General features: G+C 66.1%; 11 protein-coding genes. 10 read left to right on the top strand and 1 reads right to left on the bottom strand.

Translation table 11 applies throughout. The features are described from left to right. Nucleotides 1-33 precede the first annotated feature (33 nt). The 8 genes from AAFG13_RS14585 to murC all read left to right on the top strand — a co-directional run bounded on the left by AAFG13_RS14585 (nt 34) and on the right by murC (nt 10,806). Nucleotides 34-1,491, top strand: coding sequence for a UDP-N-acetylmuramoyl-L-alanyl-D-glutamate--2,6-diaminopimelate ligase (locus AAFG13_RS14585; RefSeq protein WP_342712424.1), 1,458 nt, complete (start codon nt 34-36; stop codon nt 1,489-1,491). Further along, a complete protein-coding gene (locus AAFG13_RS14580) occupies nt 1,488-2,921 on the top strand; it encodes a UDP-N-acetylmuramoylalanyl-D-glutamyl-2,6-diaminopimelate--D-alanyl-D-alanine ligase (protein ID WP_342712423.1) in 1,434 nt (477 codons plus the stop codon). Before AAFG13_RS14585 ends, AAFG13_RS14580 begins: the two co-directional genes overlap by 4 nt. A 10-nt stretch (nt 2,922-2,931) precedes the next feature. Beyond that, the gene (gene mraY, locus AAFG13_RS14575; protein ID WP_016846578.1) at nt 2,932-4,038 is read left to right on the top strand and encodes a phospho-N-acetylmuramoyl-pentapeptide-transferase; all 1,107 of its coding nucleotides are present in this window, start codon (nt 2,932-2,934) and stop codon (nt 4,036-4,038) included. A 109-nt stretch (nt 4,039-4,147) separates the two neighbouring features. Then, a complete protein-coding gene (gene murD / locus AAFG13_RS14570) occupies nt 4,148-5,548 on the top strand; it encodes a UDP-N-acetylmuramoyl-L-alanine--D-glutamate ligase (protein ID WP_342712422.1) in 1,401 nt (466 codons plus the stop codon). A gap of 433 nt (nt 5,549-5,981) precedes the next feature. Continuing rightward, on the top strand, nt 5,982-7,133 hold the full coding sequence (gene ftsW, locus AAFG13_RS14565; RefSeq protein WP_342712421.1) for a putative lipid II flippase FtsW: 1,152 nt from the start codon (nt 5,982-5,984) through the stop codon (nt 7,131-7,133). Nucleotides 7,134-7,237: 104 nt separating this feature from the next. Further along, nucleotides 7,238-8,338: an undecaprenyldiphospho-muramoylpentapeptide beta-N-acetylglucosaminyltransferase gene (murG, locus tag AAFG13_RS14560; RefSeq protein WP_212310548.1), complete on the top strand. Its 1,101-nt coding sequence runs from the start codon at nt 7,238-7,240 to the stop codon at nt 8,336-8,338. A 37-nt stretch (nt 8,339-8,375) separates the two neighbouring features. Beyond that, nucleotides 8,376-9,215: a class I SAM-dependent methyltransferase gene (locus AAFG13_RS14555; RefSeq protein ID WP_342712420.1), complete on the top strand. Its 840-nt coding sequence runs from the start codon at nt 8,376-8,378 to the stop codon at nt 9,213-9,215. A gap of 187 nt (nt 9,216-9,402) precedes the next feature. Continuing rightward, nucleotides 9,403-10,806 carry a UDP-N-acetylmuramate--L-alanine ligase gene (gene murC / locus AAFG13_RS14550; RefSeq protein ID WP_342712419.1) on the top strand — a complete coding sequence of 468 codons (1,404 nt, stop codon included), beginning with the start codon at nt 9,403-9,405 and terminating at the stop codon, nt 10,804-10,806. 56 nt (nt 10,807-10,862) lie between these two features. Here the strand turns inward: murC and AAFG13_RS14545 are convergent, their stop codons facing one another. Further along, a complete protein-coding gene (locus tag AAFG13_RS14545; RefSeq protein WP_342713337.1) occupies nt 10,863-11,198 on the bottom strand; it encodes a GIY-YIG nuclease family protein in 336 nt (111 codons plus the stop codon). Nucleotides 11,199-11,218: 20 nt separating this feature from the next. Here AAFG13_RS14545 and murB point away from each other — a divergent pair, with 20 nt between their 5' ends. Continuing rightward, nucleotides 11,219-12,136, top strand: a complete 918-nt coding sequence (gene murB, locus AAFG13_RS14540) for a UDP-N-acetylmuramate dehydrogenase (RefSeq protein WP_342712418.1) — start codon at nt 11,219-11,221, stop codon at nt 12,134-12,136. Further along, nucleotides 12,136-13,122 carry a D-alanine--D-alanine ligase gene (locus AAFG13_RS14535; protein WP_212310543.1) on the top strand — a complete coding sequence of 329 codons (987 nt, stop codon included), beginning with the start codon at nt 12,136-12,138 and terminating at the stop codon, nt 13,120-13,122. Before murB ends, AAFG13_RS14535 begins: the two co-directional genes overlap by 1 nt. Nucleotides 13,123-13,178: the final 56 nt, after the last annotated feature.

The following is a 13,178-nucleotide window of genomic DNA, read 5'->3' as shown; positions in this document are numbered from 1 at the left end:
GCGCCAGAACGGCGCCGGCCAGACTGGAAGATCATGAGACTTCGCGACCTCTTCAGCGCCGATGCCACGATCGATCCAAGTGCCGACGCGATCGTTGTCGGAGGGCTTGCGGTCGACAGCCGTGCGGTGAAGCCGGGCGACCTGTTCTTCGCGCTGACCGGTAGCAGGACCGATGGCGCGCGCTTCGTCGATGCGGCGATTGCTGCGGGCGCGGTCGCGGTCGCCAGCGACCATCTGCCGCAAGGTCACGGACGCGTTCCGTTTGTCATCACGCCCAATCCGCGCCGCGCGCTGGCGCTCGCCGCCGCGAAATTCTATCCGCGTCAGCCCGCGACGATCGCGGCGGTGACCGGCACCAGCGGCAAGACCTCGGTCGCGGCGTTCACGCGCCAGATCTGGCAGCGGCTCGGTCACTCCTCCGCGAGCATCGGCACCATCGGTCTGGTCTCGGACAAGCGCACCGTCTACGGCTCGCTGACCACGCCCGATCCGATCGCGCTGCATCGCCAGCTCGACGAGATCGCGCGCGATGGCGTCACGCATCTCGCCTTCGAGGCCTCCTCGCACGGCCTCGACCAGTATCGGCTCGACGGCGTGCGCATTGCAGCCGGCGGCTTCACCAATCTGTCGCGCGACCACATGGATTATCATCCCGATGTCGCGCATTACCTGAACGCAAAGCTCCGGCTGTTCCGCGATCTCGTCGCCGACGGTGGCACTGCGGTGATCTCCGCCGATCACGACTGCTCGCGAGGGGTGATCGATGCGGCGCGGACGCGCGGCCTGGGCATCATCACGGTCGGCCGCAACGCTGACACGGGCGAGGGCATCAGGCTCACCGATGCCGCGATCGAAGGCTTTGCCCAGCAGCTCGCGATCGAGCACCGCGGCCGCAAGCACGCGATCCGGCTGCCGCTGGTCGGCGAATTCCAGATCGAGAATGCGCTGGTCGCGGCGGGCCTTGCGATCGGCACCGGCAGCGCCGCCGATGACGTGTTCGGCACGCTCGAACATCTCGAAGGCGCCAAGGGTCGGCTCGAATTCGTCGGCGAGCGTAATGGCGCGCCGATCTTCGTCGACTACGCCCACAAGCCCGATGCGCTCGCCAAGGCGCTGCAGGCGCTGCGGCCCTATGCGAAGCGCAGGCTGGTCGTGATCTTCGGCGCCGGCGGCGACCGCGACGCCGGCAAGCGTCCGATCATGGGCGCGATCGCCGCCGAGAATGCCGATCAGATCATTGTCACCGACGACAATCCACGCAGCGAGAAGCCCGAGGCGATCCGCGCCGCGATCATGGCGACCGCGAAGGGCGCGCGCGAGATCGGCGACCGCGCCGCCGCGATCCGCGCCGGGATCGCCGGCCTCGAGCCGGGCGACGCACTGGTCGTGGCCGGCAAGGGCCATGAGGTCGGGCAGATCGTCGGCAACACGACGCTGCCGTTCAGTGATCATGAAGCGGTCGCGAGTGCATTGGCCGAGGAGGGCGCATGAGCACGATGTTGTGGACCTCGGATGCGATGGCGACGGCGATGCGCGCTGCCACGCAAGGCACGCTGCCAGACGGGGTGACCGGTCTTTCGATCGACAGCCGCACCATCGCGCCGGGTGACGCGTATTTCGCGATCAAGGGCGACGTCCATGACGGCCATGCCTTCGTCGAGACCGCGCTAAAGGCCGGCGCCGGGCTCGCCGTGGTCGAGACCGCGCAGCGCGACAAATTTCCCGCCGACGCACCGCTGCTGGTGGTCGACGATGTGCTCGCCGGCCTCGTCGAGCTCGCGCATGCCTCGCGGGCGCGGCTCAAGGCGCAGATCATCGCGGTGACCGGTTCGGTCGGCAAGACCTCGACCAAGGAGGCGCTGCGCCGCGTGCTGTCGGCGCAGGGCGAGACCCATGCCTCGGTCGCATCGTTCAACAACCACTGGGGCGTGCCGCTGTCGCTGGCGCGCTGCCCGGCGAGCGCGCGTTTTGCGGTGTTCGAGATCGGCATGAACCATGCCGGCGAGATCACGCCGCTGGTCAAGATGGTGAGGCCGCATGTCGCCGTCATCACCACGATCGAGCCGGTGCATCTGGAGTTCTTCGCCGGCATCGAGGCGATCGCCGACGCCAAGGCGGAGATCTTCGCAGGGCTGGAGCCCAAAGGCGCGGTGGTGCTCAACCGCGACAACGGGCAATTCGCGCGGCTGCAGAAGCAGGCCAAGAAGGCCGGCATCTCGCGCATCGTCTCGTTCGGCGCCGACAAGCGCGCCGAGGCGCGGCTGATCGACCTCTCGCTGCACGCGACCTGCTCGGCGGTGCATGCCGATATTCTGGACCATGACATCACCTACAAGATCGGCATGCCCGGCCGCCACATGGCGATGAACTCGCTCGCGGTGCTCGCGGGCGCCTCGCTGCTCGGTGCCGATATCGCGCGCGCGGCGCTGTCGCTGTCGCAGCTCGAGGCGCCGACCGGCCGCGGTCTTCGCCGCACGCTCGAGGTCGGCCATGGCGAGGCGACGCTGATCGACGAGAGCTACAACGCCAACCCGGCCTCGATGGGCGCCGCGCTCAATGTGCTCGGACAGGCCCCGACCGGGCCGCATGGCCGCCGCATCGCCGTGCTCGGCGACATGCTCGAGCTCGGGCCGACCGGGCCCGAATTGCACCGCGGCCTCAACGAAGCCGTGACCGCCAACCGCATCGACCTCGTATATTGTTGTGGTCCGCTGATGCGGAATCTGTGGGATGCCCTTTCCACCGGCAAGCGGGGAGGCTATGCCGAGAGTTCGGCGGCGCTCGAAGCGCAGGCGGTCGCCGCGGTCCGTGCCGGTGATGTGATCATGGTGAAGGGCTCGCTGGGATCGAAGATGAAGCTCATTGTCAGCGCGCTGGAAAAACGCTTCCCCGACAAGGCCGCGCACGAAGAAGCGGTATAGGACTTTTTGAATGTTCTACTGGTTGATCGAACTGTCCAACACCGTTCCGGGGTTTGGGGCATTCCGCAGCGCTCTGAACGTGTTCCGCTACATCACCTTCCGTACCGGCGGCGCGATGGTGACCGGCGCGCTGTTCGTGTTCCTGTTCGGGCCCTGGATCATCGATCACTTAAGGCTGCGGCAGGGCAAGGGCCAGCCGATCCGCACCGATGGTCCGCAGTCGCATTTGATCTCCAAGAAGGGCACGCCCACCATGGGCGGGCTGATGATCCTGTCCGGGCTCGTGGTGTCGACGCTGCTCTGGGCCAATCCGCTCAATCCCTATGTCTGGATCGTGCTGGCGGTGACGCTCGGCTTCGGCTTCGTCGGTTTCTATGACGATTATCTGAAGGTCACAAAGCAGTCGCACAGCGGCTTCGCCGGCAAGCTGCGGCTGCTGATCGAGGCGGCGATCGGGCTTGCCGCCACCTACGCGCTCGTTCGTCTTGGGCGCGACGTGTCCTCGACGTCGCTCGTGATTCCGTTCTTCAAGGACCTCGTGATCAATTTCGGCTGGTTCTTCGTGATCTTCGGCGCCTTCGTGATGGTCGGCGCCGGTAATGCGGTGAATCTCACCGACGGCCTTGACGGCCTTGCCATCGTGCCGGTCATGATCGCGGCTGCGAGCTTCGGCATGATCTCGTATCTGACCGGCAACGCGGTGTTCTCGGATTACCTGCAGATCAATTACGTCGCCGGCACCGGCGAACTGGCGGTGCTATGCGGCGCGGTGTTGGGCGCGGGCCTCGGCTTCCTCTGGTTCAACGCGCCGCCGGCCTCGATCTTCATGGGTGACACCGGCTCGCTCGCGCTCGGCGGCATGTTGGGCGCCACCGCGGTCGCGGTGAAGCACGAGATCGTGCTCGCGGTGATCGGCGGCCTGTTCGTGCTGGAGGCGGTTTCGGTCATCGTGCAGGTCACCTCGTTCAAGCTTACGGGAAAACGCGTGTTCCGGATGGCGCCGCTGCACCATCATTTCGAGCAGAAGGGCTGGACCGAGCCGCAGATCGTGATCCGGTTCTGGATCATCTCGGTGATGCTGGCGCTCGCCGGCCTCTCGACGTTGAAGTTGCGCTGATGATGTCGAATCACAACCACCGTCGTTCCGGGGCTCGCGTAGCGAGAACCCGGAACCTCGAGATTCCGGGTTCGTGCTTCGCACGCCCCGGAATGACAGGGAGACAATCATGATCCCCGTCACCTCCTTCTCGGGCAAGACGGTCGCGGTGTTCGGGCTCGGCGGCTCCGGGCTTGCGAGCTGCCACGCGCTGAAGGCCGGTGGCGCGGAGGTGATCGCGGCCGACGACAGTGCCGATAACGTCGCCAAGGCGGCGCAGGCCGGTTTTACCACCGCTGATCTGCGCACCGTCTCGTGGGCGAATTTTGCCGCGCTGATCCTGACCCCCGGCGCGCCGCTGACCCATCCGGCGCCGCACTGGAGCGTGCTGAAGGCGCGCGAGGCCGGCGTCGAGGTGATCGGCGACGTCGAACTGTTCTGCCGCGAGCGGCGCCGCCACGCGCCGAACGCGCCGTTCGTCGCCATCACCGGCACCAACGGCAAGTCGACCACGACCGCGCTGATCGCGCATCTGATGAAGGTGGCAGGTTACGACACCCAGATGGGCGGCAATATCGGCACCGCGATCCTGTCGCTGGAGCCGCCGTGGATGGGCCGCGTCCATGTCATCGAGATGTCGTCCTACCAGATCGACCTCGCGCCGTCGCTCGATCCCTCGGTCGGCATCCTGATCAACATCAGCGAGGACCACATCGATCGCCACGGCACGCTGGCGCATTACGCTGCGGTCAAGGAGCGGCTGGTTGCCGGGGTGCAGGAGGGCGGCACCGCGATCGTCGGCGTCGACGACGGCTGGTGCCGCGACATCGCCGACCGGCTCGATCGCGCCGGCAAGCGCGTGGTGCGCATCTCCGTGAAGAACCCGCTGCCCGACGGTCTTTATGTGGAGCACGAGACCATCGTGCGCGCCTCCGGCGCGGCGCGCAGCGAGGTCGCGCGGTTAGGGGGCATCGGTTCGCTGCGCGGCCTGCACAATGCGCAGAACGCAGCCTGCGCCTCGGCCTGTGCGCTGGCGATGGGGATTGCGACCGATGTGTTGCAGAACGCCCTGCGCAGCTTCCCGGGCTTGGCGCATCGCATGGAGCAGGTCGGCCGCCGCGGCAATGTGCTGTTCGTCAACGACTCCAAGGGCACCAACGCGGATGCCGCCGCGCACGCACTGTCGTCGTTCGCCGACATCTACTGGATCGCCGGCGGCAAGCCGAAGGCCGGTGGCATCACGGGCCTGACCGGCTATTTCCCGCGCATCCGCAAGGCCTATCTGATCGGCGAGGCGGCGGCCGAATTCTCCGGCACGCTCGGTGACCGAGTCGCGCATGAGATGTCCGGCACGCTCGACGTCGCGATCGCCAGCGCCGCGCGCGATGCCGAGGCGTCGGGGCTAGCAGAGGCCGTCGTGCTGCTGTCGCCGGCGTGTGCGTCGTTCGACCAGTACCGCAATTTCGAAATCCGCGGCACCGCCTTCCGCGACATCGTCCAGGCGATGCCGGGCGTGAAGCCGGTGGTGTAGGCACAATCTCGCCGTCATTCCCCGGTGCGCAATTGCGAACCTGAGGGCGCATCGCTGCGCGATGCCCAGGAAGAAAGAGGGCGGAACGAGACCTCAAGCTTGGGCGCTTCATGTCGCGAGAATACGAACTTGTGCCTCACGTACGACACAACACACTCGGTGTCGTCCTGGCGAAGGCCAGGACCCAGTACCCCGAATCTCAATTGTTGCGCCACGCTGGGGCCGCGATCACGTTCACAATCAAAAGCGGTGTTTATGGGTCCTGGCTTTCGCCAGGACGACGGTTGTGTGTGAGGCTCTGCATGCCCGGATGACGACACCGAACGTGTCGCGAGCCCCCAAACACCTCCCTCAAAAGTTACCCAACCCGTTAACCCCTTGGAAACCATCCTGCGCCACGAATGAACGTTATCTCTGCCATCTGGGGACGCCCATGCTCGCCCGTGACCAACGCACCCCGTTCTCGGATTGGTGGTGGACCGTCGACAAGCTGCTGCTTGTGGCGATCGCCGCGTTGATGCTGGCCGGCGTCATCCTGTCGCTGGCGGCGAGCCCGCCGGTTGCGACCCGGATCGGGCTCGATCCGTTCCACTTCTTCAATCGCCACGTCATGTTCCTGGTGCCGTCGCTGATCGTGCTGATCGGGGTGTCGTTCATGACTCCGCGGCAGATCCGGCGCACCGCGCTGGTCGTGTTCGCGGTGTCGATCGTGCTGATCGTGCTGACGCTGCTGATCGGGCCCGAGGTCAAGGGCTCACGGCGCTGGATCACGCTGCTCGGCGTCAACATCCAGGCCTCCGAAGCCGCAAAACCCGCCTTCGTCATCGTCGCGGCCTGGCTGTTTGCGGAATCGACCAAGCGGCCGGAGATGCCGGCGACCTCGATGGCGCTGGTCCTCCTGATGACGCTGGTCACGCTGCTGGTGATGGAGCCCGACTTCGGCCAGACCATGCTGATCCTCACGGTGTGGGGCGCGCTGTTCTTCATCGCGGGCATGCGGATGATCTGGGTGTTCGGGCTCGCCGGTGCGGCCGGCGCCGGCCTGTTCGGCGCCTATCTCCTGGTGCCGCACGTTGCGGGCCGCATCAAGCGCTTCATGAATCCGGCCTCCGGCGACACCTTCCAGGTCGACACCGCGATGGAAGCGTTCTGGAACGGCGGCTGGTTCGGGCTCGGGCCGGGCGAGGGCATCGCCAAACGCAGCCTGCCGGACAGCCACACCGACTTCGTATTCGCGGTCGCGGCGGAAGAATTCGGCATCATCCTCTGCCTGATGCTGGTCGCGCTGTTCGGCTTCATCGTGATCCGAACGCTGACCCGCGCCTATGCCACCGAGGACATGTTCTCGCGCTTCGCCGCGTCGGGGCTTGCGATCCTGTTCGGCGTGCAGGCGACCATCAACATGGCGGTTAATCTGCAACTGATCCCGGCCAAGGGCATGACGCTGCCGTTCATCTCCTATGGCGGCTCCTCGTTCGTCTCGCTCGCCTATGGCGTCGGCATGATGCTGGCGCTGACGCGGCAGCGGCCGCGTACCGAGATCGAATCAATGGAAGGCGCCAGCGCCCGGCGCGCCTACGCATGAGGCTTCCCATCGTCATTGCGGGGAGCGCCATGGATTGCTTCCGCCTTCGCCAAGGCTTCGGCGGACAAGTCGCTTCGCTCGCAATGACGGTATAAATTGTTGCCATGGCTGAGTCCCCCCTGATTCTGCTGGCGGCCGGTGGCACCGGCGGCCATCTGTTCCCGGCCGAAGCACTCGCCGTGGAACTGATCAGGCGCGGCCTGCGGGTACGGCTGGCGACCGACGGCCGCGCGCTGCGCTACTCCGGCCTGTTCGGCAGGGAGAGCATCGAGCTCGTGCCGAGCGCGACCGTGCGCAGCCGCAATCCGATCTCGCTGGCGCGGACGGTGCTGATGCTCGGCTACGGCACGCTGGTCGCCGCCAATGTGGTGCGCCGGCTGAAGCCGTCGGCCGTCGTCGGCTTCGGCGGTTACCCGACCTTGCCACCGCTGATCGCGGCGCGGATGCTCGGCGTTCCCGGCATCATCCATGATGCCAACGCGGTGCTCGGCCGCGCCAACCGTTTCCTCTCCGGCCGCGTCAATGCGATCGCGACCTCGCTGCCCGGCGTGCTCGACCGCGATCCCGCGCTCGCCGGCAAGGCCACCACCGTCGGCACGCCGATGCGGCCGGCGATCCTCGCCGCCGCCGCGGTGAAATACACCCCGCCCGAGGTGAACGGGCCGCTGCGCCTGCTGGTCGTCGGCGGCAGCCAGGGCGCGCGGGTGATGAGCGACATCGTGCCGCCGGCGATCGAGAAGCTCGCGCCCGCGCTGTGGAGCCGGCTGATCATCACCCAGCAGGTGCGCGAAGAGGACATGGCGCGGGTGCGCGCGGTCTATGACCGGCTCAAGATCGATGCCGAGCTCGCGCCGTTCTTCGCTGACCTGCCGGCACGGCTGGCCTCGAGCCAGCTCGTGATCTCGCGTTCCGGTGCCGGTACCGTCGCCGAGCTCGCCGCGATCGGCCGGCCCTCGATCCTGGTGCCGCTGCCGGGCGCGATCGATCAAGACCAGTTCGCCAATGCCGGCGTGCTGTCGCAGGCGAACGGCGCGCTGCGCATCACGCAGGGCGACTTCACGCCGGAACGGCTCGCCGCCGAGATCTCGGCCTTCGCCGCCGAGCCCGAGCGACTGACTGTGATGGCGGACGCTGCGCGCAGTGTCGGCCGGCTCGATGCCGCCGAGCGGCTGGCCGATCTGGTCGCGAAAGTGGCCGGGATTTGATGCGCCAATCCGGCAGGACGTCGGGGGAGACTAGATCATGACGGGTCTTTTGATCCACTCCGTCTCGGAATTCTCGGACCTGATCCTCGAAGCGCTGCGCCTTTCGGATGCGCAAGACATCGTCGAGATCGGTGCGGAGTATGGCGGCATGTCGGCGCTGCTCGCCAATCACTGCCGGGCCCGCGGCGGCCAGTTCACCAGCGTCGATCCGGCGCCGAAGCGCGAATTCCTCGATTGGGTGAGCGCCAATCCGGATGTGCGTCACGTCGCGAAGACCAGCCTCGATGCGTTCGGCGAACTTGATGCCGCCGACGCCTGGATCGTCGACGGCGACCACAATTGGTACACCGTGTATCACGAGCTCCGGCAGATCGAGGCGATCAGCCGCCGTGCCGGCAAGCCCGTACTGGTCTTCCTCCACGATGTCGGCTGGCCCTGCGGGCGCCGCGACATGTATTACGCGCCAAGCCAGATTCCCGCCGAGTTTCGTCACCCGCACAGTTTCAACGCCGGTGCCACGCTGGATCGCCCGCTGCTGGTCGAGGGGCGTGGATTTCGCGGCGCCGGCTTCGCCGCATTCGCGAACGCCGCCGGCGGTGCGCGCAATGGCGTGATGACCGCGATCGATGACTTCCTGGCTGAAGAGCTGGCGCAGGGCAGGGAGTTCGGCTTCGCCGAGATCCCCGCCGTGTTCGGCCTCGGCGTGCTGTTCGACATGAACGCTGCCTGGAGTGCACAGCTCGCCGAGCTCGTGCTGCCCTATCACCAGAACAAGCTGCTGCGCGCGCTCGAGACCAACCGCCTGCGCAATTATCTTCGCGTCATCGAGATGCAGGATGAGTTCGCCGCGCGCGCCGTGCGGCCGGGAGCGGCGTAGCCGCCGGGGCCGAGATGGAGATGTCTGTGACGTCAGATCACCAGCACCGGCCGGTAGCTGACAACAGCGACATTTCCGCGGCTGCGGGGTGGAAAAAGCCCTTGTCACGCATGGGAAAAGCGGGGCATCCAGTACTCAGTGCGACCATTGTGAGGCGCGCACGGACGATGATATCAGGAACCGGATCATGAGACTGCCGCGCGAGATCGGACCCATTCACTTCGTCGGGATCGGCGGCATCGGCATGAGCGGCATCGCCGAGGTGCTGATCAATCTCGGCTATACCGTGCAGGGCTCCGACGCGTCGGACAATTACAACCTCGACCGGCTGCGCAAGAAGGGCGCCAAGATATCGGTCGGCCACACCGCCGAGAATGTCGATGGCGCCGATGTCGTCGTGGTCTCGACTGCGATCAAGCGCGACAATCCCGAGCTGATGGCGGCGCGCGCGCGGCGCATTCCCGTGGTGCGGCGCGCCGAGATGCTGGCGGAATTGATGCGGCTGAAGAGCTGCGTCGCGATCGCCGGCACCCATGGCAAGACCACCACGACCACGATGGTGGCGACCTTGCTCGACGCCGGCGGGCTCGATCCGACCGTGATCAATGGCGGCATCATCAATGCCTATGGCTCCAATGCGCGGCTCGGGGCAGGCGACTGGATGGTGGTCGAGGCCGACGAGAGCGACGGCACGTTCCTGAAGCTGCCGTCCGATGTCGTCATCGTCACCAATATCGATCCCGAGCATCTCGATCACTTCAAGACCTTCGAGGCGATCCAGGACGCGTTCCGCAATTTCGTCGAGAACGTTCCGTTCTATGGCTTTGCCGTGATGTGCACCGATCATCCGGTGGTGCAAGCCCTCGTCGGCAAGATCGAGGACCGCCGCATCGTCACCTACGGCCAGAATCCGCAGGCCGATGCGCAGCTCCTGGATCTGACGCCGATGGGCGGCGGCTCGAAATTCAAGGTCGCGATCCGCGATCGCAAGTCAGGCGCGACGCACGAGATCGCTGACATCATGCTGCCGATGCCGGGGCCCCACAACGCGTCGAACGCGACGGCGGCGATCGCGGTCGCGCATCAGCTCGGCGTGTCCGATGACGTGATCCGCCAGGCCATGGCGGGCTTCGGTGGCGTCAAGCGGCGTTTCACCAAGACCGGCGAGACGAACGGCATCACCGTGATCGACGACTACGGTCATCATCCGGTCGAGATCGCGGCCGTGCTGAAGGCGGCGCGGGAATCCACCAACGGCAAGATCGTCGCCGTGGTGCAGCCGCATCGCTACACCCGCCTGCAATCCTTGTTCGAGGAATTCTGCACCTGCTTCAACGATGCCGATGCGGTCGTGGTCGCGGAGGTCTATCCGGCCGGCGAAGCACCGATCGCAGGCATCGACCGCGACCATTTCGCCGCCGGCCTGCGCGCCCACGGCCATCGCAACGTTGTCCCGCTGCCGAACGCCGGCGACCTCGCGAAGATTGTTCACGGTATTGCCAAGTCCGGCGACCTGGTCGTCTGCCTCGGCGCCGGCAACATCACGCAATGGGCCTACGCACTGCCCGACGAATTGAAGGCGCTGGGGTGATGGAGGCCTCGTATCTCACCACGTCATGGCCGGGCTTGTCCCGGCCATCCACGTCTTCACCGCACTATCGTGTCGTACAGGTCGTCCCAGTTCGGATTCGCTGCGATGATTGTGCGAACCTTCCAAGCGCGTGGCCAATGCTTGATGGTGTGTTCACGTTGGATAGCGGTGCGGATGTCGTCGAATTGCTCGAAGTAAACCAGCCGCTTCAAGCCGTAGCGCTTGGTGAATCCATCGACGAATCCAGAACGATGCTCGAATATCCGGCGGACGAGATCGCTCGTTACGCCGACATAGAGCACGCCGTTCGGTCGGTTGGTCAGAAAATAGACGTATCCCCCTGCCATGTGGAGATACTGCAAGACGTGGATGGCCGGGACAAGCCCGGCCATGACGGACGGAGAGGTCACGCATGACCTTCCCCGACATCACGCCCGACCTGAAAACCGCGATGCCGGAGCTGCGCGGGCGGCTGCTGGCTAACCAGTCGCTGGCGGAGCTGACCTGGTTTCGTGTCGGCGGTCCGGCGCAGGTGCTGTTCACGCCAGCGGATGAGGATGATCTGGCTTATTTCCTGAAGCGGCTGCCGCAGGAGTTGCCGGTCTATGTCGTCGGCGTCGGCTCCAATCTGATCGTGCGCGACGGCGGCATGCCCGGTGTCGTGATCCGACTGGCGCCGCGCACCTTTGGCGAAACCAGTGCAGCCGGCGATGTCGTCACCGCCGGCGCCGCGGCGCTCGACAAGCGCGTCGCCGAGACGGCGGCTGCTGCAAACATCGGCGGCATGGAATTCTTCTTCGGTATTCCCGGCACGGTCGGCGGCGCGCTGCGCATGAATGCCGGCGCCAATGGCGGCGAGACCAAGAATGTGCTGATCGAGGCCACCGGCGTTGGCCGCGACGGTACGAAGCATACGTTCGGCAATGCCGACATGAAGTTCGTCTATCGCAACTCTGGCGTCGATCCGTCCATCGTGTTCACCTCGGCGCGCTTCCGCGGCAGGATCACCGATACTGAGGCGATCCGCACCCGCATGAACGAGGTGCAGGCCCATCGCGAGACCGCGCAGCCGATCCGCGAGAAGACCGGCGGCTCGACCTTCAAGAATCCGCCCGGCAACAGCGCCTGGAAGCTGATCGACGCCGCCGGTTGCCGCGGCCTCAAGGTCGGCGGCGCACAGGTGTCGGAGATGCACTGCAATTTCCTGATCAACACCGGCAACGCCACCGGGCATGACATCGAGACCCTCGGCGAGACGGTGCGCGAGCGGGTCAAGCAGACCAGCGGAATTGAGCTGCACTGGGAAATCAAGCGGATCGGGAAAAGCTGATGCAGGTGACCATTCTGTTCGGCGGCACCAACAAGGAGCGGCTGGTCTCGGTGGCGAGCGCGCAGGCGCTGCACCGCGCGCTGCCCGACGCGGAGCTCTGGTTCTGGGACGTCGACGACACCGTGCACGCGGTGACGTCCGAACAGCTGCTCGGCCACACGCGGCCCTTCGAGGTCGACTTCAAGCCCGATGGTCGCGGCATCGCGCTCGACCGGGCACTCGACAAAGCCAGTGCCGAGCAGCGCGTGCTGGTGCTCGGCCTGCACGGTGGCCGCGCCGAGAACGGCGAATTGCAGGCAATGTGCGAGATGCGCGGCGTCGCGTTCACCGGCTCCGGCTCGGCGTCGTCGCATTTGGCGTTCGATAAGCCATCGGCGAAGCGCTTCGCCGCGATCGCAGGCCTCAACGCGCCACAGGGCATATCGGTCGCACAGCTCGATGAGGCGTTCGCCCAGCACGGCAGGCTGATCGCAAAGCCCGCCAAGGACGGATCGAGCTACGGGCTGATCTTCGTCAACGCACAGCAGGACCTTGTCGCGGTCCGCAATGCCGCCAAGCACGAAGACTATCTGATCGAGCCGTTCGTGTCGGGCGTCGAGGCGACCTGCGGCGTGCTCGAGCAATCCGACGGCACGGTGTTCGCGCTGCCGCCGATCGAGATCGTGCCGGCGGAGGGGGGCTTCGACTACACAGCCAAATACCTTCTGAAGTCGACCCAGGAGATCTGCCCCGGCCGTTTCGCGCCCGAGGTCAGCGCCGCGATCATGGACCATGCGCTGCGGGCGCACCGCGCATTGTCCTGCACCGGCTATTCGCGCAGCGATTTCATCGTGTCGGCCAATGGCCCGGTCTACCTCGAGACCAACACGCTGCCCGGCCTCACCGCGGCATCACTTTACCCTAAGGCCTTGAAAGCACAGGGCATCGCCTTTGCCGACTTCCTGCGTGACCAGATCGAGCTCGGCCGCCGCCGCGCCAGGAGTTAAGGCCAACCGGGCGGGAACCCGCCCGACTCGGCCGGATGGAACCCGGACGCTGTTGC

It is taken from the genome of Bradyrhizobium sp. B124 (genome assembly GCF_038967635.1).
Taxonomy (GTDB): Bacteria; Pseudomonadota; Alphaproteobacteria; order Rhizobiales; family Xanthobacteraceae; genus Bradyrhizobium.
Note: the sequence above shows the minus strand (reverse complement) of the source record. Positions and strands in the feature narration are given on the sequence as shown.

Bases quoted from the DNA above. Each gene is read 5' to 3' on its own strand.
- mraY (WP_016846578.1), top strand. From the start codon at position 2,932: ATGTTCTACTGGTTGATCGAACTGTCCAACACCGTTCCGGGGTTTGGG.
- murG (WP_212310548.1), top strand. From the start codon at position 7,238: ATGGCTGAGTCCCCCCTGATTCTGCTGGCGGCCGGTGGCACCGGCGGC.
- murC (WP_342712419.1), top strand. From the start codon at position 9,403: ATGAGACTGCCGCGCGAGATCGGACCCATTCACTTCGTCGGGATCGGC.
- murD (WP_342712422.1), top strand. From the start codon at position 4,148: ATGATCCCCGTCACCTCCTTCTCGGGCAAGACGGTCGCGGTGTTCGGG.
- AAFG13_RS14535 (WP_212310543.1), top strand. From the start codon at position 12,136: ATGCAGGTGACCATTCTGTTCGGCGGCACCAACAAGGAGCGGCTGGTC.
- AAFG13_RS14555 (WP_342712420.1), top strand. From the start codon at position 8,376: ATGACGGGTCTTTTGATCCACTCCGTCTCGGAATTCTCGGACCTGATC.
- AAFG13_RS14545 (WP_342713337.1), bottom strand. From the start codon at position 11,198: ATGGCCGGGCTTGTCCCGGCCATCCACGTCTTGCAGTATCTCCACATG.
- ftsW (WP_342712421.1), top strand. From the start codon at position 5,982: ATGCTCGCCCGTGACCAACGCACCCCGTTCTCGGATTGGTGGTGGACC.
- AAFG13_RS14580 (WP_342712423.1), top strand. From the start codon at position 1,488: ATGAGCACGATGTTGTGGACCTCGGATGCGATGGCGACGGCGATGCGC.
- AAFG13_RS14585 (WP_342712424.1), top strand. From the start codon at position 34: ATGAGACTTCGCGACCTCTTCAGCGCCGATGCCACGATCGATCCAAGT.
- murB (WP_342712418.1), top strand. From the start codon at position 11,219: ATGACCTTCCCCGACATCACGCCCGACCTGAAAACCGCGATGCCGGAG.